This is a genomic window from Streptomyces sp. NPDC006207, from assembly GCF_040613835.1.
Classification (GTDB): domain Bacteria; phylum Actinomycetota; class Actinomycetes; order Streptomycetales; family Streptomycetaceae; genus Actinacidiphila.
The window spans coordinates 1-20,273 of sequence record NZ_JBEXSX010000004.1 but is presented as its reverse complement, the minus strand read 5'-3'; the positions used below and the strand labels follow the sequence as shown (position 1 = coordinate 20,273).

The window sequence follows — 20,273 nt, the reverse complement described above, 5'->3', positions numbered from 1 at the left end:
CGACCACGGAGCCACCGCGTGTCCATCCAGCCGATCCGCCTCTTCGGCGACCCCGTGCTGCGCATGACGGCGCAGCCCGTGACCGTCTTCGACAAAGAGCTGCGCACCCTCGTCAAGGACCTCGAGGAGACCATGAAGGACGCCCCCGGCGCAGGCCTGGCGGCTCCTCAGATCGGCGTCTCGCTGCGGGTGTTCACCTACCACGTCGACGGCGAGCTGGGCCATCTGGTCAACCCGGACCTCAGTCTGAGCGAGGAGGAGCAGGACGGCCCCGAGGGCTGCCTGTCCCTGCCCGGGCTGCGCTTCGACACCAAGCGGGCCCACGGCGTCGTCGCCCGGGGCTTCAACATGCACGGCGACCCGGTGACCATCGAGGGCACCCAGCTGCTCGCCCGCTGCATTCAGCACGAGACCGACCACCTCGACGGCATCATCTTCATCGACCGCCTCGACCGCGAGCAGCGCAAGGCCGCGATGAAGGCGATACGCGAGGCCGAGTGGGCCGGTCAGCCCGCGCCCCAGGTCCGCGTCTCCCCGCACAGCACCTTCGGCCGCGCACTGTAGGGCCGCGCACTGCAGAAAGGCACCCCGCACGCATGAGGCTCGTCTTTGCCGGCACCCCCGAGGTCGCCGTTTCCGCCCTCGACGCCCTGATCGCCTCCGGCCGGCACGAGGTCGTCGCCGTCGTCACCCGGCCGGACGCCACCGCGGGGCGCGGCCGCAAGCTCGTCGCCAGCCCGGTGGCCCAGCGCGCGGAGGAGGCCGGCATCGAGGTCCTCAAGCCCGCCAAGCCCCGCGACGAGGACTTCCTCGCCCGGCTCCGGGAGATCGCCCCCGACTGCTGCCCGGTCGTGGCCTACGGCGCACTGCTGCCCCGCGTCGCCCTCGACGTGCCCGCCCACGGCTGGGTCAACCTGCACTTCTCCCTGCTCCCCGCCTGGCGCGGCGCCGCCCCGGTGCAGCACGCCGTCATGGCGGGCGACGAGGTCACCGGGGCCGCGACCTTCCTCATCGAGGAGGGCCTGGACTCCGGGCCGGTGTACGGCGTCGTCACCGAGGACGTCCGGCCCCGCGACACCAGTGGCGACCTGCTCACCCGGCTCTCGCACAGCGGTGCGAAACTGCTCTCGGCCACCATGGACGGCATCGAGGACGGCGCGCTGGTCGCCCGGCCGCAGCCCGCCGAGGGCGTCAGCCTGGCGCCCAAGATCACCGTCGACGACGCCCAGGTCGACTGGAACGCCCCGGCGCTGCGGGTGGACCGGCTGGTCCGGGGCTGCACGCCGGCGCCCGGTGCCTGGACCCTGTTCGGTGGCGAGCGCCTCAAGGTCGGCCCCGTCTCCCTGCTGCCGGAGCGCACCGACCTGGCGCCCGGCGAGCTGGAGGTCACCAAGCGCGCCGTGTACGTGGGCACCGGCAGCCACGCCGTGGAGCTCGGCGAGGTGCGTCCGCAGGGCAAGAAGCCGATGCCCGCCGCCGACTGGGCGCGCGGCGTCCGCGTCCCCTCCGGCGACCGGCTCGGCGCCTGACCGCGTCTGCCACGTACGCTCGAAGCGGGGCGCACCGCGTCCCGCCGTACCACCGACACTTCCGGAGCACCTTCCACGTGAGCGAACCGTCACGACGCCGACCGCAGCCCGCCGCCCGTCAGGGCCGCACCCAGGGCAGGCCCCCGCAAGGCGGCCGGCCCTACCGCAAGCCCCAGCGCGACCCCGTGCGCATCCTGGCGTTCGAGGCGCTGAGGGCGGTCGACGAGCGCGACGCCTACGCCAACCTCGTCCTGCCCTCGCTGCTGCGCGAGGCCGAGGCCGAGGCGGCACGCAAGGGCCGGGAGTTCGACCGGCGCGACGCGGCGCTCGCCACCGAGCTCGTCTACGGCACCCTGCGCCGTCAGGGCACGTACGACGCCGTGATCGCGGCGTGCGTCGACCGGCCGCTGCGCGAGGTCGACCCGCCCGTGCTGGACGTGCTGTCGCTCGGCGCCCACCAGCTGCTGGGCACCCGTATCCCCAGCCACGCCGCCGTCTCCGCCACCGTCGAGCTGGCCCGCGTGGTCCTCGGCGACGGGCGCGCGAAGTTCGTCAACGCGGTGCTGCGCCGGATCGCCGCACAGGAGCTCGACGCCTGGCTGGACGAGGTGGCGCCGCCCTACGACGAGGACCCCGAGGACCACCTCGCCGTCGTCCACTCGCACCCGCGCTGGATCGTCTCGGCCCTGTGGGACGCCCTCGGCGGCGGCCGCGCGGGCATGGAGGAACTGCTCGCGGCCGACAACGAGCGCCCCGAGGTCACCCTCGTCGCGCGCCCCGGCCGCGCCACCCCGCAGGAGCTCGCCGACGCGCTTCCCGCGGACGCCACGCTCCCCGGCCGCTGGTCCCCGTGGGCGGTCCGGCTCGCCGAGGGCGGCGACCCCGCCGCCATCGAGGCGGTGCGCGAGGGCCGCGCCGGTGTCCAGGACGAGGGCAGCCAGCTCGTCGCCGCCGCCCTGGCCGCGGCCCCGCTCGGCGACGGCCCCGACCGGCTCTGGCTGGACGGCTGCGCCGGCCCCGGCGGCAAGGCGGCCCTGCTCGGCGCGCTCGCCGCCGAGCGCGGTGCGGCCCTGGTCGCCTCCGAGAAGCAGCTGCACCGGGCCCGGCTGGTGGCCCGCGCCCTGGCCGGCAACCCCGGGCCGTTCGAGGTGATCGTCGCCGACGGCACCCGGCCCGCCTGGCGCCCGGGCGCCTTCGACCGTGTCCTGGTCGACGTGCCCTGCACCGGCCTCGGCGCCCTGCGCCGCCGCCCCGAGGCGCGTTGGCGCCGGCGCGCCGAGGACGTCCCGGGCTTCGCGCCCCTGCAGCGCGGCCTGCTGGAGTCCGCGCTGCGCGCGGTACGCGTCGGCGGGGTCGTCGGTTACGCGACCTGCTCCCCGCATCCGGCCGAGACCCGTGCCGTCGTGGAGGACGTCCTCGGCCAGCCGGGAGCCGTCCCCGCCGAATGGGTCGACGCCCGCCCCCTCATGCCCGGGGTCCACGACCTCGGCGAGGGCCCCGACGTCCAGCTCTGGCCCCACCTGCACGGCACCGACGCGATGTACCTCGCCCTGCTGCGCCGCACCGCGGAATGACCTGTGGCTTTCGCTCGGGATCGTCGGATCTTGCTGCGCCAGGAGAACCACGCCCGCAGTACGCGCCGGGAAGACCAAAAATGGCCCGCTACAAAGCCAAATCAGAAGAGCTGGGGGTAGGCCTGCGGACCCTCACACGATGGATCAGCAGCTTCCAGCGTGAGCGGGAGGCAGCGCTGACACGCGACCTTCCGGACCGGCCGGCGGATGCGGCGGGTGTGGGCCGGGCTGATCCGCGGTGGGTGGAGATGGCCTTGGAGATCATGGCGGAGCACACCGATGCCTCGACGCCGAGCCGAGCGAAGGTCATCCGCAGCATCCGTCCCCGCTTGGAGGCCCGCTATGGCAAGGGTCAGGTGTCGCTCCCTGCGCGCGCGACGGCCTACCGGTGGCTGAGCGAGCTGGAGAAGCGGCGACCGACGTTTCGACTGAGCGCAAAGAGGAACCGGGACATCGCCGCCCGTCCGTCCGGCGTGTACGGGAAGCTGCGCCCGACACGGCCCGGCGAGTACCTGCTGATGGATACCAACAGGCTGGATGTCTTCGCGATGGATCCCTTGGCGTTGCGCTGGGTGCAGCCCGAGCTGACCGTCGCGATGGACTGGTACGACCGGTGCATCACCGGGCTGAGACTCACCCCTGTGTCCACCAAGTCCGTCGATGTCGCGGCAACCCTCTTTCAGACGTACCGCCCCCGCCCGGCGGGGAAGGACTGGCCACGCCATGCGGTCTGGCCCGACCACGGTGTCCCCCGGACTGTCCTCTTGGACCGGGACGCGATCGAAGGCCCCATGGCGGACGCGGCCGGCAGGATGACCGGGCAGGGTGCCGACCGCCGGCCGCCGATAACCCACACGACCCGAGTTACACCGTTCACTGGACAGACCCGGGCCACGGTGGGCTGACGGAGGGGCCGTGTGGCGTGCGCCACGCGGCCTCTGGCCGTGCCGTCCCATGCCGACGACGCCGAAGGCCACGCATGCGGAACCCGGCCGAGGCGGGCAAGGTCCATTGCCCGCTCAAGCTCTCCTCCCAAGAGAGCGTTTCGAGCCCGCACAGATGGCGGCCGTGCCAGGAGGCTGCGGTCTTACTAACAACTTCCTCAAATGCGTGACCCAGAGTGGTGATCGGCATCCTCCGTCGGTGTCTTCGGAGTTCGTGGGTCGCTTCGCTCTCGCCGGCGGTTGGACGCCCACCGACTCCAATCGTCAGTCGACCCCGCCGCGTTAGCGTCGAGCCTGTCCATGCGCTAGCCGGCCTCATGGAGGACAATCGCTGCGCCAAAGGCATCCTGATCACCACTTCATGGTTCGGCAGAGCGAGCCACGACTTTGCCCGTCAGCATGGTCGGCTCCAGCTGATCGAAGGCCCGGAGCTGAAGTACCTGGTCAAGGAGCATCTCGGTAAGGACGTGATCCCAGGACCGGTTCCTCCGAAGCGCCCATCGCGTTGAGTGGTGCACGATGCGCATCCGCCGCCAGGCCGTACAGTCCCGCTACTGCAGGAGCCGCGATCAGCGCGCGCTCCGGCCAGCATCTGCAGCAACCGTCGGGGGCCAACCGCTTCTTTCCGTGGGCCAAGCCACCCACGGAGACCGGCTGAACCGTGGGTCCTGCTGCCGAGCCAGGCAACAGGACCCAAGGATTGGGAGCACCGCGGGTGGCCGCGGATCAGTGCATCGCGGTGGGGGTGCTGGCCTCGCCGACGACGTCGCCGGTGCCGGCGGCGACCGTCGTGGAGCCGGGGCGCCCGACGTTGATGAAGGTGAGGGCGATGAGCGCGGCCAGGGCCTCGATGCCGACCGCCCACCAGGTCGCACGTGCGTACCCGTGCACCAGTCCCTGCGCGTGGAGGAGCCGCTCGTTGCCCGCGCCCGCGGTGTGTCCCGCAAGGTAGGCGGTGGTCGCCGAGGCGGCGATGGTGTTCAGCAGCGCGGTGCCGATCGCGCCGCCCACCTGCTGCGAGGTGTTGACCATCGCCGAGGCGACTCCCGCGTCCTGCGCCTCGACGCCGTACGTGGCCAGCGACAGGGCGGGCATGAAGGCGGCACCCATGCCGATGCCCGCGAGCGCCAGGCCGGGTCCGGCCAGGGACCAGTAGGAGGAGTCGACGTCCAGCTGCGTCAGGAGCAGCAGGCCGATGCCGGCGAGACCGAAGCCGGGAGCCATGATCATGCGGGCGGGTAGCCGTGTGGCCAGTCGGGCGCCGATCTGTGTGGAGCCGACGACGAAGCCGAGGACCATGGGCAGGAAGGCGAAGCCGGTCCTGATCGCGGAGTACCCCTGGACGACCTGCAGGTAGTAGGTCATGAAGAGGAACACGCCGAACATGCCGATGATGGCCAGGCCCAGCGACAGGTAGATGCCGCCGCGGGTGCGGTGGGCGATCACGCGCAGCGGCAGCAGCGGCGCCTTCACCTTGGACTCGACGACCGCGAAGGCGGCGAGCAGGACGCCGGAGGCGACGAACAGGCCGATCGTCGAGCCGTCGGACCAGCCGTCGGTCTCGGCGCGGGTGAAGCCGTACACAAGCGCGACCAGGCCCAGGGTGGAGAGCACGACACCGGGGACGTCCAACGGCGAGGGGTTGCGTCCGCCCTGCGGCTCGCGGATCACGAAGTAGGCGCCCAGCGCCGCGATGACCGCGAAGGGGATGTTGACGAAGAACGTCCAGCGCCAGTTGAGGTACTCCGTCAGCACACCGCCGAGCAGCAGACCGACCGCCCCGCCGCCGCCGGCGATCGCGCCGTAGATGCCGAAGGCCTTCGCCCGCTCCTTGGCGTCCGTGAAGAGGACCGCGAGCAGGGACAGCGCCGCAGGCGCGAGCAGGGCGCCGAACGCGCCTTGCGCCGCGCGGGCGCCGAGCAGCAGCGCCTGGCCGGTGGCGGCACCACCCACCGCGGACGCCAGCGCGAAGCCGGACAGGCCGAGGACGAAGGTCCGCTTGCGGCCCCACAGGTCGGCGATCCGGCCGCCGAACAGGAGCAGGCCGCCGAACGCCAGCGCGTAGGCCGTGATGACCCACTGCTTGTTGGCCTCGGAGATGTCGAGGGCCTGCTGGGCACTCGGCAGGGCGATGTTCACGATGGTCGCGTCCAGGACCACCATCAGCTGGGCGAGGGAGATGAAGACCAGGGCCTTCCAGCGCCTGGGGTCGGAGGTGACGTGATCGGCTGTATGAGGCATGGGGGGTATCCACCTAGGCGTGCGAGACGCACGGGAGAAGAGCGAGTGATCAGGGGACATGTCTGGGTGTGAGCTACGGACGCCGCGCCGCCGACCTTGGTGAGGTCGCGGTGACCGGCCGCGGGCGTCTGCTCGGTCCGGCACTGCTGCGGACTTCCGCAAACCGGGCACGGGATTGGCCCGTTCACGACCGCCCCAGGACAAGCGGAGCATCGCTCCGCCATGTGTCACACTATACGGAGCAGCGCTCCGACGGTCAAAAAACTTGCAGTACAGCGATTTCGTGGGGCTTTGCACCATCGAATCGGGGCCAAGGTGCGGGGCGCCGCGACCCAGAGAACACTCAGCCAGCAGACGGGAACAGACCATGCCCAGGGCGGTGCAGTACAGCAGGTACGGCGGGACGGAGGTCCTGCAGGTGGTGGAGGTGGGCATACCGGAGCCCGCCGAGGGAGAAGTCCTGGTCAGGGTGAAGGCGGCCGGCATCAACCCGGGTGAGGCCAAGACCCGGGCGGGAACGTTGCAGCAGCGCTCGCTCCCCTCGGGCCAGGGCATCGACCTGGCCGGCGTCGTGGTGCGCACCGGGCCAGGCGTGACAGGGCTCGCCGCCGAGGACGAGGTGATGGGCTTCACCTGGGAGCACGCCAGTCACGCCGACTACGTGGCCGTCGAGGCCGCCAACCTGATCGCCAAGCCCGCGGGGCTGTCGTGGGAGGTCGCGGGTTCGCTCTTCGTCGTCGGCACGTCGGCGTACGCGGCCGTGCGCGCGGTCGCGCCGCAGCCGGGCGAGACGGTGGTGGTCTCGGGCGCCGCGGGGGGCGTGGGCTCGCTGGCGGTCCAACTGGCCCGGCGGGCGGGGGCCGACGTGATCGGCATCGCGGGACCGGCGAACCACCGGTGGCTCTCCGAGCGCGGCGTCATACCCGTCGCCTACGGGGACGGGGTCGCGGAACGGCTGCGCCAAGCCACCGACCGCGTTGACGCGTTCATCGACACCCACGGCGACGGCTATCTCGAACTCGCGGTCGCCCTCGGTGCGGCTCCCGCCCGTATCAACACCCTCGTCGACTACTCCGGAGCCGCCCGAATCGGCGCCAAGACGGAAGCGAGCAGAGCCGCAGCTACCGGCGGCATCCTCACGGAGCTCGCTCAGATGGCCGCCTCCGGGGCACTGGACGTGCCGATCGCCGCGACCTATCCCCTGGACCAGGTCCGGGCGGCGTACGAGGAACTCGCCGGCCCCCACCCCCGGGGCAAGATCGTCCTGCTCGCCTGACCAGTAGCCACAAGGCACTTCGCAGTCCCTGCCGAGGGCTTCCTGCACATGGCCGACCGGTGGAGAGTTCCGACGAACCGTGCACGCCGACTCTCGGAATTACCCGTCGTGCCGCCAGCACTGGCCCATGCCAGTGCTGGCGGTGCGGCTAGAGAGGCCGCCGAAGCACTCGAAGATCCGGTCGCCGGCAGGAAGCGCCGTCCTGGATCTGGACGGGGACCGTCTTCATCTCGGTCCCGGCAGCGTGAGTGCCGACGCGCGGAAGCGGCTGCCAGGACCCTCGGCATCAAGGGACCTCAGCGGCCGCGTTCGGCGAGTCCGTAGGTGGCCGTGGAAAGCAGCCGGGCGGCCAGGTCGGACGCCTCCGACGCCTTCTCCGACGCCCAGGCGAGCCCCAGCGCGAGGGAGATCACGTCCCCCAGCGACACGTCCGACCGAACACTGCCGTCCTTCTGTGCCCGCTCCAGAAGCAGCCCTCCGGCAGCGCGCATCTGGGCGCAGGAGGCATGCAGGCGGGACTCGTCGTCAACCAGGGCGTCCCTGATGGACTGCGGCAGCCCCTGATACGAGGCGGCACTCTCAGCCCTCTCCCGGAGCCACGTCAGGAACGCCTCGCCTGGGTCAGCAGCGGTGAGCAGGCGCTCGGCCCGCGCCTGCAGCGCCGTGAAGCTGGATTCCAGCAGTGCCTCGAGCAGTGCCTCACGGGTGGGGAAGTGGCGGTACAGGGTGCCGATGCCCACTCCGGCGCGCCGGGCAATCTCACGCAGGGAGGTATCCGTTCCGTTCTCGGCGACGGCTTCTTTCGCGACCGCAAGGAGCAGGTCACGGTTCCGGATCGCGTCGGCGCGACTGGGCTGCGGCAAGATCAACACCTTACGGAAAGCGGAGCAGCGCTCCCCGGTTTGACTACCGGAGCAGCGCTCCGTATGTTCGGAGCCATCACATCGTACCGGAGCACTGCTCCACGGTGAACCATCCCTGAGAGAGGACAATGACCACGCAAACCGCGACCGTGCTGGTCACCGGGGCCACAGGCCGACAGGGTGGCGCCACCGCACGGCACCTTCTCGCCGACGGGTGGAACGTACGAGCACTCGTCCGCGACCCCGCCACACCCGCGGCCCGGGCACTGGCCGGGCTCGGCGCCGAACTGGTCCGCGGCGACATGGACGACCTGGCGTCTGTGGAAAACGCGGCCCTGGGGGCTTACGGCGTGTACAGCGTCCAGCCCTCGTTCATCGCGCCCGACTTCGCCGAGAACGAACTGCAGCGCGGACTCAACGTCGCGGAGGCTGCCGCCTACGCCAACGTGGAGCACCTCGTCTACTCGTCCGTGGCAGGTGCCGACAGCAACAGCGGTGTACCCCACTGGGAGGTCAAGTGGCGGATCGAGCAGCACATCCGCTCACTGGACATTCCCTCCACGGTGCTGCGCCCCGTCATGTTCATGGAGGTCCACGCGGACCCGCTCTACGGCCTGACCGGCGCACAGGCGGCAATCCGCAGCATCCCGGCCCACGGCACCGTGCAGCTCATCGCGGTGCAGGACATCGGCGCTTTCGGAGCACTCGCCTTCGGCTATCCCGAGCATTACGTGTGCAAGACGATCGAGATAGCCGGCGACGAGATCACAGCGGAGGAACTTCTCACCGCAACGAGCCGCGCCATCGGCCGATCACTCCCCCCACCACACGACCCAACGCAACCGAGCGGACGATCGGACGTCGGCCAGCGGGGCTTCTTCGCCGGCTGGCAGGCGGACATCACGGCACTCCGCGAACAGCACCCCGGCCTCATGAGCTTTGACACCTGGCTGGCCAGAGAAGGTGCAGCCAGGATCGGGGCGCTCTTCGACCAGCACCAACGACATGACCTCTGAGCTCCACACCGGCTTTTTGCAAGCCACGACTTGAAGCTTCAACTCTCTAGCGGCCATGTCTCCCATGACACGGACCACAGAAGGGCAGAACCCGTGATCCCGCACCACGCCCCGCAGACGTCCAACTCGGCCCCGCAGTCCGGGCAGAGAAGTCCCGCCGGCCGGGAGCACGTCGAGGCCGCCACCCCGGATTCGCCGGCCGATCGATCAGCGTGGACCGGCCACCGGAACGCGCCCGCGCAGCCACTCTGCGCCAACCCCGACTGGCCTGTCGACGGCCCGCGTTGGGTCCTTGAGGCACTGGGCGGCGTGGCCGCGTGACAGGAACACCGGCAGCCTGACACCCCTTTCCCCCTCTCCGCTGAACCGGCGCCGATGTCGTTCACGGACGCCCCCCCAGAATTCAGGTACCTCATGTCCTCCTCGCCCGGCGACGCGCTGGAGCACCCGGCCTCCGGCGTCCCGCAACTACGGGATCGGACAGTCCCGCTGCACGCTTACGACGCCGGACTGCTCCTGCTCCGCCTGTCCCTCGGACTCACTGTGGCGAGCCACGGGTCGCAGAAGCTGTTCGGATGGTTCTCCGGCCCCGGGCTGACGGGCGCGGGACAGCTCTTCACCTCCCTCGGATACCCCTCGGGCAGGACGATGGCGGTCATCGCCGGGCTGAGCGAGCTGCTCGGCGGCCTGGGCCTCGCCTCGGGGCTCCTCACCCCCCTTGCCGCCGCAGCAGTCGTGGGGATGATGGTCAACGCCATCTCCGTGAAGTGGCACGGCGGCTTCTTCATCCCGAACGGCATGGAATACGAGCTCGTACTGGCGGCAGGGGCGACGGCACTGGCCCTGACGGGGCCGGGCCGCCTCGCGGCCGACCGCCACGTACCCGGCATACGCGACCACAGGATCGGATTCGGCATCCTTGCCGTCGCCCTCGGCGTGCTGATCGCTGTGGTCGTTCTGCTGCTCCGCAACTGACCGCGTCCGTGGGGCGCCCAGCCTCCGGACGCAAGAGCAGCCAGCTGACCAGCCCTCTCTCCAACAGTAGGAAAGACACAAATGCGCGCCCTGCTCATGACCCGCCCAGGAGAAGCAAACGGCTTTACCCTTGAGCGTCTCCGCGACCCGCGGCCCGCCCACGGCCAGATCCGCATCAAAATGGCGGGAGCGGCGGTCAACCCCGTCGACCTGCATGTCCTGGACTTCTGGGCGAGGGGGACGGCGGGAGCCGTGCCGGGGCGCCGCCCGGGTCTGGGAATGGACGTGGCCGGCGTCGTCGACATGGTGGGCCCCGACGCCCACGGCTTCCTGCCCGGCGCACCTGCCGCGGCCTTGCACTTCCCGCACGCGCCGGAGTCCGTCGCCGGTGCGGCGGCCGAATACGTGATCGTCCCCGCCGCGCACGCCGCTCCTGTTCCCCCAGGCGTCGAACTGCTCGACGCCGCCACGATCCCGCTCAACTCCCTGACGGCCGCCCAGCTCCTGGCACCTCTCGGCCCTGCCGATGGCCGACGGCTCCTGGTCACCGGAGCAGCTGGAGGCGTGGGCGGGTACGCGGTCGCCCTGGCAGCGCATGCCGGCTGGGCCGTCACCGGTCTCGCGCGCGCATCCGACGCGGACTTCCTCGGCCGCAACGGAGCGGTGGCCGCGATCACAAGCCTGCGCGACGCGACCGGTTTTGACGTGGTCCTCGACGCCGCCCTCCTCAACGCGGCTGCTCTCCGTGCCGTCCGCGACCATGGCACCTACATAGGGGTCTATCCCGGCGCGGAGCCTGAGACCGAACGCGGCATCACGATCGTCACGGGCATGGTCACGCCCGACGGACGACAGTTGCGCAGCCTGCTCGAGCTGACGGCTCAGGGAGTACTTGAGGCCCGCAAGGCCGGCATCGCTCCACTCCATCAGGCAGCACGCGCCTATCAGGCACTGCGTGGCGGCGGACAGCGCGGCAGATGGGTGCTCACCCCCTGAGCACCCGTACCCTCCGCACGCCGACAGCGACTCCGTGGGCCCGGTGTCCGGATGACGGCAGGGCACTCGCCGGCGTGCCTGGAAACTGATCGCCCTCACTACACAACCCATCTCGGCGACCGTCGATGGGAAAGGTCGGGAGTCAACCAGAATGCAATATTGCTTGACGAGGCAAGAAACTCTGTGATGGGTTGAAAAGGCGACCACGCGGCGCCACCCACCTTTTGTGACGAGAAGACCGACATTCCACCCTCAGGGTCCGCCCGCTCATTTAGGAGACAATCTTGTCCATTGCACATTCCAAGCAGTACAAGAGCGGTTCCATGCACGTCCCCTCCGCCGAGGGTCAAGTCAAGTGGATGGCCGGCGACGAATACACCATCAAGGTCAGCAGCAGGCAGACCAACGGCTCACTCGGCTTCATCATCGCCACCGTCCCACCGGGCCAGGGGCCGATCGCCCACCTCCACAAGCACAACGACGAGTCGTTCTACCTCCTCGAGGGTGAGCTGGAGTTCCTGGACGGCGAGAACACGTTCGTGGCGTCGGCGGGCGACTTCGTGTTCGTACCACGCGGCATCCGGCACCGGTTCAAGAACATCAGCGACCGCGACGTCAAGATGGCCTTCTTCTTCACTCCGGGCGGTCCGGAGAACTTCTTCCTCGACTTCGCGGACGATCCGCTTCCCGGGCATTCGCCGCGCCTGTGGACCCCGGAGGACTTCACCCCGGAAATGATCGCCGTCAACGATGCGATGGGAAACATCATCCTCCCCGAGTGACGGGACCGCCCGAAAATCGGCGAACCCGGAACACAGCAGCACAGCCACGATTGAGGAGATTCCAGAATGAAGCGTCTCATGGGACGTGCCGCCCTCGTCACGGGCTCGACCAGCGGCATCGGTCGCGCCGCGGCTCAGGCCCTGGCCGCTGAAGGCGCCACCGTAGTGATCACCGGACGCCACGCGGAGCGCGGCACGCAGGTCGTCGATGCCATCTCCGCACAGGGCGGCCGCGCGCACTTCGTCCGCGCCGACCTGTCCGCCGGAGGACCCGAGGTCCGCCGACTCGCGCATGAGGCTTCGGCCGCTGCGGGACGTCCGATCGACGTCCTGGTGAACAACGCCGCCTACCTGGTGCCGCCGCAGTCCATGCTGGAGGCGACCGAGGAGCAGATCGACGAGGCGCTGGCGGTCAACGTCAAGGTCCCGTTCCTCCTGACGGCCGCTCTGGTACCCGCCATGGTGGAGCAGGGCGCGGGGTCGGTGATCAACATGGGGTCGATCAACGGTGTCGTCGGTATGGACTTCGCGGCGCTCTACGGCGCCAGTAAGGCCGGTCTGCACTCGCTGACGAAGTCCTGGTCGGTGGAACTGGCCTCCAAGGGAGTGCGGGTCAACACCGTCGCTCCCGGCCCCACGCTCACCGAGGACAACGGGACCTACCACGCCCTCCTGGAAAAGGTCGCCGGCCGGTACCCGGCAAAGCGCCCCGGCACCGCCCAGGAGGTCGCCGCCGCAGTGGTCTTCCTCGCCAGTGAGGACGCAGCGCACATCCACGGCGCCACCCTCCCCGTCGACGGCGGAGCCCTCGCCCTCTGAGACGGATCGGTGCTCACCCTCTTGAGCCCGTATGCCCCGCACCAGCCACAACCCCACGGCCGGCGTCGCCAACCGTAAGGCGCGGAATCCGCGTCATCCTCGGCGGCCGCAGGAGAGACGAAGGAAAAAAGGCCATGACTCAGCCAGAAGGCACGGAATTGCAGCGGTTGGTGGGTCGTCGAGAACAGCTCAAGCAGACTCACGTCCGACCCATGAAAGAACGCACCACCACCGCACGCGGCGTCCACCATGCAGCTTTCATCTGCCGCGATCTCGAGGAAACCATTCTGTTCTACACGGAGGTTCTGGGATTTCCTCTGGTGGAGCTCGTGGAGAACCCCTCCTACCCGGGTTCGTCCCACTTCTTCTTCGACCTGGGGAACAGGAACCTGCTCGGGTTCTTCGACTTCCCAGGCCATCCTCACCCGGGTTACGAGGAAGCACTCGGAGGGATCCATCACTTCGCCGTGTCGTTCACGCCCGAGGAACTTTCCGCAGTCAGGCAGCGCATGGACGATCGAGGAACCGCCTACAAGGTCATGCAGTTGGGCGTGCGGCCGAGCCTCCATCTCGCCGATCCGAACGGCCTCAGGCTGGAGCTGAGCCAATCCGTCCCGGGCTTCATCGGGCGGACCGAGGTAGTGCTGGACTCGTAGTCCCTGTCAGCCCTCTGACAGCGCACCAAGAATTGGGTGGATCCTCGTCCGCCGAGGTCACCCATCACACGCGAAATCGGTAGGAACACTGTGAACGAGAATCTTGCAGGAAAGGTCGCCCTGGTGACCGGTGGGTCACGGGGGATGGGAGCCGCCATCGCCGCCAGACTGGCGGCCGACGGGGCCGATGTGGCGTTCAGTTACAGGGCGGACCCCGACGAGGGCCGGAAGACCCTGGCGGCCATCGAGGCGGCCGGCCGCCGCGGCCTGGTCGTCAAGGCGGACCAGGCCGACGAGCAGCAGGTGCGGACCATGGTCCAGCGAGTCGGGGAGTACTTCGGCCGACTCGACATCGTGGTCAACAACGCCGGGGTGCACATCGGCGGAGCCGTTGACGCGGTCGATCGCGACCAGGGCGCCTTGGACCGTCAACTGGCGATCAACCTCCAGGGAACCGTCCGTACGGTCGTCGCAGCGATGCCATTGCTCTCGGAAGGGGGCCGGATCGTCTCCATCGCCTCCACGGGGACGAGTCACACCAAGGTGCCCTTCCCCGGCCTCGCCGACTACATGGCGACGAAGGCGGCGGTCGTCACCTACGCCAAGGGCTGGGCGCGGGACCTCGCTCCGCGCGGCATCACCGTCAACGTCGTCGAACCGGGCCCGATCGACACCGACATGAACCCGGCGACGTCGGAAAGGGCGGCATTCATGACCTCCATGGTCCCCTTGGGCAGGTACGGTCGCCCCGAGGAGATCGCGGCCGCAGTGTCCTTCCTCGTCGGACCGGAAGCCGCGTTCATCACCGGAACCGTCCTCACCGTCGACGGTGGATTCAGCGCCTGACACGCACGAGGAGTGCAGTGTTCCGCATAAAGCACGTCTGTATGCGGGACCTCACGGACGCTGACGGAACCGGATCCCTCCAGGGAACAGCCTGTGCCCATCGGGGAATTCGCCCGGCACAGCGCGTCCGATCGTTCGCGAGACGGCCGGCACCGGCAGAGTGACCCACCAAACGGAGCAGAGCTCCATATGGATGTGTCATCAAACTACGTAGGCGACCGGTCACTTTTCTGGCGCCACGCGGCAAGCATGCGTCACTCGCATCGCCCAGTGCCCGGAGCTCGCAAGGCCGTCGCCCTCCCGGCAACTGGCCTCCGCCCGGCGGATTCGCCGGTGGACACCACGGCTCCTGTCATCCCGTCCACCGGACCGTCCATCACACGAGAAATCGGTAGAAACACTGTGAACGAGAATCTTGCAGGAAAGGTCGCCCTGGTGACCGGTGGGTCACGGGGGATGGGAGCCGCCATCGCCGCCAGACTGGCGGCCGACGGGGCCGATGTGGCGTTCAGTTACACGGCGGACCCCGACGAGGGCCGGAAGACCCTGGCGGCCATCGAGGCGGCCGGCCGCCGCGGCCTGGTCGTCAAGGCGGACCAGGCCGACGAGCAGCAGGTGCGGACCATGGTCCAGCGAGTCGGGGAGTACTTCGGCCGACTCGACATCGTGGTCAACAACGCCGCGGTGTACCTCCAGGGGGTCGTCGACGCAGCCGATCGCGACCAGGGGGCCTTGGACCGTCAACTGGCGATCAACCTCCAGGGAACCGTCCGTACGGTCGTCGCAGCGATGCCGTTGCTCTCGGAGGGCGGGCGCATCATCTCCATCGCCTCCACCGGTTCGACGCACACCAAGGTGCCCTTCCCGGGTATCGCCGACTACATGGCGACGAAGGCGGCGGTCGTCACCTACGCCAAGGGCTGGGCGCGGGACCTCGCTCCGCGCGGCATCACCGTCAACGTCGTCGAACCGGGCCCGATCGACACCGACATGAACCCGGCGGACTCGGAGCAGGCCGCATCCGTCCGTTCCCTGGTCCCGCTCGGTCGGTACGGTCGCCCCGAGGAGATCGCGGCCGCAGTGTCCTTCCTCGTCGGACCGGAGGCCGGATTCATTACCGGGGCCACCCTCACCGTCGACGGCGGAGTCAGCGCCTGACACCCGGCGCGGGCGATGGCGTCCCGGCGCCGCGCCCGCCGCGGTCGCCGGCCGGGATGCCGCCCCCAGAGGGGCACCCTTCCCCGGTGTGCGACCCAGCCCCGACCTGTACATAGGAGAACAGTTTCGTGACCACCACCTTGTTCGAGCCCTTCACCCTTCGGTCGCTGACCATTCCGAACCGGATCTGGATGGCCGCGATGTGCCAGTACAGCGCCGCGCCCGACGGCGAGCAGGCGGGCGTGCCGAACGACTGGCACTTCACGCACCTGGCGACCCGGGCCACCGGCGGCACCGGACTGATCATTACCGAGGCCACCGCGGTCAGCCCCGAGGGCCGGATCAGCCCGTACGACCTCGGCATCTGGAACGACACCCAGGTCGAGGCCTTCCGCCGGATCACCGCCTTCCTGACGTCCCAGGGCACCGTGCCCGGCATCCAGCTCGCCCACGCCGGCCGCAAGGCCTCCACCGAGCGCACCTGGGTCGGCGCCGCTCCCATCGCCCCTGGGGAGCAGCACGGCTGGACGCCCGTCGCCCCGAGTGCGGTCGCCTTCAGGGAGGCGGCGACGACACCGGAGGAGCTCACCACCGAGCAGATCGCGGGGATCGTACGGGATTTCGCCGACGCCGCCCGTCGCGCCTTGGACGCCGGGTTCCAGGTCGCCGAGGTCCACGGCGCGCACGGCTACCTGGTCCACCAGTTCCTCTCCCCGCACACCAATCGCCGCACGGACGGCTACGGCGGGGACTTCGCCGGCCGCACCCGTTTCGCGCTGGAGGTCGTCGATGCCGTACGCGCCGTCTGGCCCGCCGACCTGCCGGTCTTCTTCCGCATCTCCGCGACCGACTGGCTGAGCGAGAACGCCGACGACGACCGCGAGGGCTGGACCGGCGACGACACCGTCCGCCTCGCCAAGGAGCTGCAGGCCCGGGGCGTGGACCTGATGGACGTCTCCACGGGCGGCATCGTTCTCGACGCCACGATCGTCGACGGACCCGGATACCAGGTGCCGTTCGCCGAGCGCGTCCGCAACGAGACGGGCATGCAGGTGGCCGCAGTGGGGCTGATCACCGAGCCCGACCAGGCGCAGACCATCGTCGGCTCCGGCAGGGCCGACGCCGTCCTCCTCGGCCGCGAACTGCTGCGCGACCCCTACTGGGCGCGCCACGCGGCCTCCGCCTTGGGCGGGGAGGTCACCATCCCGGTCCAGTACCACCGCTCCTGACAGGCTTCGCGCCGCGTCCATGTCGCCTCGGGGTGCGGCACGGACGCGGCGCGTTCAGTGGTGGACGCGGCTGGCACGGGGGCCCACGCGAGCACATAGACGACCGGTTGCCTATATCACCGGATCCAGGCTGGACGCTCCGTGGCGGAAGTGTCCATGCACGACCACAACACGACGGAGAACACCACGTGCGTCAGAAGATCGACATACATGTCCCGGTACTGATCGTGGGAGACGGTGGTGCCGGCCTCACCTCCTCAATCCTGTTGTCCCGATCGGGGGTTTCCTCGCTGCTCGTCACTCGTCACCCGGAGACCACGAATCTGCCGCGAGGACACATCCTCAACCAGCGCACCCTGGAGATCCTCACCGACATGGGGGTCGCCGACGACGTCAAGGCGAAGGCCACTCCCCCGGAGAACATGCGAGGCCTCGCCTGGTATTCAGGGCTCGGGGGCGGCGGCCCCGAAGACGGGCACGGCCGCCTCCTCGGATTCGCGGAAGCCTGGGGAGGGGGGCCGACCCCGACTACATCGCTGCGAGCCCCGAGGCGAGTCGCAATCTCTCCCTCCTGCGTTTGGAGCCGCTCCTCAAGGCCCATGCGGAGGGCTACGCGGAAGCGACCGTCCGGTTCGGGCACGAGCTGGTGGGTCTCGAGCAGGATGCCGACGGTGTGACCTCGACCATTCTGAACCGGAGTTCGGGCGACACCTACACGGTCCGCTCCTCCTACGTCCTGGGCGCGGACGCCGGCCAAACCGTAGGCGAGCTGGCCGGGGCCAAGGTGACGATGCATGACCGCTTCCACAAGTGGGTCAGTCTCTATCTCGCCATGGACGTGTCGGAGTATCTGCCGAGCGACGACTCGATCATCACCTTCGTGTTCAATCCCGAGTACCCGGAGTACCTGGGACACGGCGCCGCACTCATCCCTCAGGGCCCGAACACTGGGGCCGTCATTCGGAGGAGTGGCTGCTGGCGGTGTCCCGGCCCGACCTGGGCGAGCCGGAGCCTGGGAAGATGCTGCTCTGGGCGCGCGAAGCGCTCGGGATCCCGGACCTCGACCCGAAGGTCCTCGGGGTGAGCGAGTGGTACGTGGAGCGGTTCCTCGTCGACGACTTCCGTGTCGGACGGGTGCTCCTGGTGGGTGACACCGCACACCGTCTTCCCCCAGCAGGCGGCCTCGGCCTCAACAACGCGATCCAGGACGCCTACAACCTCTGCTGGAAGTTCGCCGCCGTACTGGAGAAGCGCGCCGGAGACGCTTTGCTGGACACGTACACAGCCGAGCCCCGTCCGGTCAACCTGAACACCATCGAAACCGTGCTCAAGATGGTCGGCAACCAGGCCAACATGTCCTCGGCGCTGGGACTCTCGCCCGGCAAGTCCGCCGAGGAGAACTGGGCGGCGCTGCGCCTGTTCTGGGACGACGACGCTCCCGGCGCCGGCGAGCGACGGCGCGAGTTCGACGAGTGGGTCGGCGCGAACACCGTGGAGTACCACCAGCACGGGCTCGACTTTGGTTACACGTACGACTCCGCCGCGGTCGTCCCGGACGGAACTCTGGCACCGGAATCCCCCGACGAGATCCGTTTGTACGTACCGAGCACGAGGCCGGGTCACCCGCTGCCGCATGCCTGGGTCGAACGATCCGGTGAGCGGCTGGCGCTCCGCTCACTGATCCACGGCGGTCACTTCGCGCTCATCGCCGGTGAGAACGGTCAGCCTTGGATCGACGCTGCGGAGAAGCTCGCACGGGCACGAGGGATTGCGCTGCGCAGCGCCCGAGTGGGTCTCGGCAAGGTCGATCTCATCGACATCCGGTCGGCGTGGCAGCGAAACCGCGCGATCTCCGTGGAGGGTGCTCTCCTGATCAGGCCCGACGGATACGTGGCCTTCCGTTCGACTGATGCAGCCGACGACCCGCTGACCGTGTTGACCGACGTCTTCAACCAACTTCTCGCCGCCAACGGGAACGGCTGACACGCGTCGACGGCGGGGCCGGTCACCGCGCGCTGAGCGGCAACGCCGGGCCTGTCAACGCCAAGAGGTGCGTGCCGATGTCGCGGGCCCCTGGCCGTCAGCGGCCGCGTTCGGCACGTCCGTAGGGGGCCGTGGAGAGCAGCCGGGCGGCCAGGTCGGACGCCTCCGACGCCTTCTCTGACGCCCAGGCGAGCCCCAGCGCGAGGTCGATCACTTCACCGAGCGACATGTCGGACCGCACGCTGCCGTCCTTCTGTGCTCGTTCCAGGAGCAGGCCTCCGGAGGCCTTCATCTCCGCGCAGGACGTGTGCAGGCGGGATTCGTCGTCGGCCAGGGCGTCCCTGATGGACTGGGGCAGCCCCTGATAGGCGGCGGCCCCCGCTGACATTTCCCGGAGCCACATCAGGAACGCCTCACCTGGGTCGGCAGAGGTGAGCAGGCGCTCGGCCCTTGCGTGCAACGTGGCGAAGTTGGATTCCAGCAGGGCCTCGAGCAGCGCCTCACGGGTGGGGAAGTGGCGGTACAACGTGCCGATGCCCACTCCGGCGCGCCGGGCGATCTCACGCAGCGAGGTATCCGTTCCGTTCTCGGTGACGGCTTTCTTCGCGACCGCCAGGAGCAGGTCACGGTTACGAACCGCGTCCACGCGGTTTGCCTGCGGCATGATCAACACCTCGCCGGGGTGGAGCAGCGCTCCGCGGTTTGACTACCGGAGCGGCGCTCCGTATGTTCGGAGCCGTTGACATGGTACCGGAGCGGCGCTCCACGGCGAAGAACCCCTACAGGGGATGGCCTCGCAGCCAGGTCGCGGGCCGGTCCGGAGGGCCCTTTCGGGTTAATTGCATGCACTCGACAAATATGTATACTCCAAGCATTGAAGGCGACCGGTCGTCTGGGTCCCGATCGGACCGACCAGCCGACGCAGCTCCCTCCGAGCCGGGTCGCCGTCGCGGCAGCGGCCGAGGACCACGGCTCCGCGCTCCCTCCACCACTGCCATTGCCGCCGCCCCATCCCTGAAGGTCCGCGGCGGCTGGCCTCCCTGAAATCCAAGTCCGCGCAAAGCGGACGAACAACATCCTTCACGCAAGCCTGCCTGACGTGGCAACGAGGCTTGCACCATGGAAAGGCTTCACCTGTGGCTGAGCTGTTCTACGACGACGATGCCGACCTGTCCGTCATCCAGGGCCGTAAGGTCGCGGTCATCGGCTACGGGAGCCAGGGGCACGCGCACGCGCTGTCGCTGCGCGACTCGGGTGTGGACGTGCGGGTCGGTCTGCACGAGGGCTCCACGTCCAAGGCGAAGGCCGAGGAGCAGGGCCTGCGCGTGGTGAGCCCTGCGGAGGCCGCGGCCGAGGCCGACGTCATCATGATCCTGGTCCCGGACC

At 69.5% G+C, this 20,273-nt stretch carries 21 protein-coding genes and 1 pseudogene; 19 read left to right on the top strand and 3 right to left on the bottom strand.

Annotated elements, in window-relative coordinates; genetic code table 11:
- Positions 1–18 precede the first annotated feature (18 nt).
- From def to ABZ312_RS03980, 5 genes are all read left to right on the top strand, one after another.
- Entirely contained in the window at positions 19–564 is a 546-nt protein-coding gene (gene def, locus ABZ312_RS04000; protein ID WP_500324403.1) for a peptide deformylase, read from the top strand.
- Between the two features lie 32 nt (positions 565–596).
- On the top strand, positions 597–1,529 hold the full coding sequence (fmt, locus tag ABZ312_RS03995) for a methionyl-tRNA formyltransferase (RefSeq protein ID WP_500436424.1): 933 nt from the start codon (positions 597–599) through the stop codon (positions 1,527–1,529).
- Between the two features lie 77 nt (positions 1,530–1,606).
- Positions 1,607–3,103, top strand: coding sequence for an RsmB/NOP family class I SAM-dependent RNA methyltransferase (locus ABZ312_RS03990; RefSeq protein WP_500324401.1), 1,497 nt, complete (start codon positions 1,607–1,609; stop codon positions 3,101–3,103).
- An 80-nt stretch (positions 3,104–3,183) separates the two neighbouring features.
- A complete protein-coding gene (locus tag ABZ312_RS03985) occupies positions 3,184–4,008 on the top strand; it encodes a hypothetical protein (RefSeq protein WP_500436422.1) in 825 nt (274 codons plus the stop codon).
- Positions 4,009–4,223: 215 nt separating this feature from the next.
- Entirely contained in the window at positions 4,224–4,556 is a 333-nt protein-coding gene (locus ABZ312_RS03980; RefSeq protein WP_500436420.1) for a restriction endonuclease, read from the top strand.
- 217 nt (positions 4,557–4,773) lie between these two features.
- On the opposite strand, the gene ABZ312_RS03975 is transcribed toward ABZ312_RS03980, so the two are convergent.
- Complete coding sequence (locus tag ABZ312_RS03975; RefSeq protein WP_500436418.1) at positions 4,774–6,288, bottom strand: MFS transporter; 1,515 nt, start codon at positions 6,286–6,288, stop codon at positions 4,774–4,776.
- A gap of 367 nt (positions 6,289–6,655) precedes the next feature.
- On the opposite strand from ABZ312_RS03975, the gene ABZ312_RS03970 reads away from it, so the two are divergent.
- Positions 6,656–7,564 carry an NADP-dependent oxidoreductase gene (locus tag ABZ312_RS03970; RefSeq protein ID WP_500436416.1) on the top strand — a complete coding sequence of 303 codons (909 nt, stop codon included), beginning with the start codon at positions 6,656–6,658 and terminating at the stop codon, positions 7,562–7,564.
- A gap of 296 nt (positions 7,565–7,860) precedes the next feature.
- On the opposite strand, the gene ABZ312_RS03965 is transcribed toward ABZ312_RS03970, so the two are convergent.
- Complete coding sequence (locus ABZ312_RS03965) at positions 7,861–8,427, bottom strand: TetR/AcrR family transcriptional regulator (protein WP_500436414.1); 567 nt, start codon at positions 8,425–8,427, stop codon at positions 7,861–7,863.
- A gap of 128 nt (positions 8,428–8,555) precedes the next feature.
- On the opposite strand from ABZ312_RS03965, the gene ABZ312_RS03960 reads away from it, so the two are divergent.
- The 12 genes and pseudogenes from ABZ312_RS03960 to ABZ312_RS03905 all read left to right on the top strand — a co-directional run bounded on the left by ABZ312_RS03960 (position 8,556) and on the right by ABZ312_RS03905 (position 18,887).
- Complete coding sequence (locus tag ABZ312_RS03960) at positions 8,556–9,443, top strand: NmrA/HSCARG family protein (protein ID WP_500436413.1); 888 nt, start codon at positions 8,556–8,558, stop codon at positions 9,441–9,443.
- A 414-nt stretch (positions 9,444–9,857) separates the two neighbouring features.
- Positions 9,858–10,418 (top strand): DoxX family protein, encoded by a 561-nt coding sequence (locus ABZ312_RS03955; RefSeq protein WP_500436411.1) that lies wholly within the window; start codon positions 9,858–9,860, stop codon positions 10,416–10,418.
- A gap of 81 nt (positions 10,419–10,499) precedes the next feature.
- Positions 10,500–11,414 (top strand): zinc-binding dehydrogenase, encoded by a 915-nt coding sequence (locus tag ABZ312_RS03950; protein ID WP_500436410.1) that lies wholly within the window; start codon positions 10,500–10,502, stop codon positions 11,412–11,414.
- A 284-nt stretch (positions 11,415–11,698) separates the two neighbouring features.
- Positions 11,699–12,196, top strand: a complete 498-nt coding sequence (locus tag ABZ312_RS03945) for a cupin domain-containing protein (protein ID WP_500436408.1) — start codon at positions 11,699–11,701, stop codon at positions 12,194–12,196.
- 66 nt (positions 12,197–12,262) lie between these two features.
- Complete coding sequence (locus tag ABZ312_RS03940) at positions 12,263–13,015, top strand: SDR family NAD(P)-dependent oxidoreductase (RefSeq protein ID WP_500436406.1); 753 nt, start codon at positions 12,263–12,265, stop codon at positions 13,013–13,015.
- Between the two features lie 134 nt (positions 13,016–13,149).
- A complete protein-coding gene (locus ABZ312_RS03935; RefSeq protein ID WP_500436404.1) occupies positions 13,150–13,671 on the top strand; it encodes a VOC family protein in 522 nt (173 codons plus the stop codon).
- Positions 13,672–13,761: 90 nt separating this feature from the next.
- Entirely contained in the window at positions 13,762–14,517 is a 756-nt protein-coding gene (locus ABZ312_RS03930) for an SDR family NAD(P)-dependent oxidoreductase (RefSeq protein ID WP_500436402.1), read from the top strand.
- Positions 14,518–14,952: 435 nt separating this feature from the next.
- A complete protein-coding gene (locus tag ABZ312_RS03925; RefSeq protein ID WP_500436400.1) occupies positions 14,953–15,675 on the top strand; it encodes an SDR family NAD(P)-dependent oxidoreductase in 723 nt (240 codons plus the stop codon).
- 128 nt (positions 15,676–15,803) lie between these two features.
- Positions 15,804–16,904 (top strand): NADH:flavin oxidoreductase/NADH oxidase, encoded by a 1,101-nt coding sequence (locus ABZ312_RS03920; RefSeq protein WP_500436398.1) that lies wholly within the window; start codon positions 15,804–15,806, stop codon positions 16,902–16,904.
- A gap of 32 nt (positions 16,905–16,936) precedes the next feature.
- Positions 16,937–17,332, top strand: a pseudogene (locus ABZ312_RS03915) (FAD-dependent monooxygenase); the annotation flags it as partial.
- 8 nt (positions 17,333–17,340) lie between these two features.
- Entirely contained in the window at positions 17,341–17,988 is a 648-nt protein-coding gene (locus ABZ312_RS03910) for an FAD-dependent monooxygenase (protein WP_500436489.1), read from the top strand.
- Positions 17,925–18,887 (top strand): FAD-dependent monooxygenase, encoded by a 963-nt coding sequence (locus ABZ312_RS03905; protein WP_500436487.1) that lies wholly within the window; start codon positions 17,925–17,927, stop codon positions 18,885–18,887. The genes ABZ312_RS03910 and ABZ312_RS03905 overlap by 64 nt, the downstream gene beginning before the upstream one ends.
- Before the next feature lie 97 nt (positions 18,888–18,984).
- On the opposite strand, the gene ABZ312_RS03900 is transcribed toward ABZ312_RS03905, so the two are convergent.
- Positions 18,985–19,551: a TetR/AcrR family transcriptional regulator gene (locus tag ABZ312_RS03900; protein WP_400807470.1), complete on the bottom strand. Its 567-nt coding sequence runs from the start codon at positions 19,549–19,551 to the stop codon at positions 18,985–18,987.
- Between the two features lie 472 nt (positions 19,552–20,023).
- Here ABZ312_RS03900 and ABZ312_RS03895 point away from each other — a divergent pair.
- Positions 20,024–20,273: NAD(P)-binding domain-containing protein (locus ABZ312_RS03895; RefSeq protein ID WP_500436396.1), on the top strand; the 250-nt coding region annotated here is incomplete at its 3' end.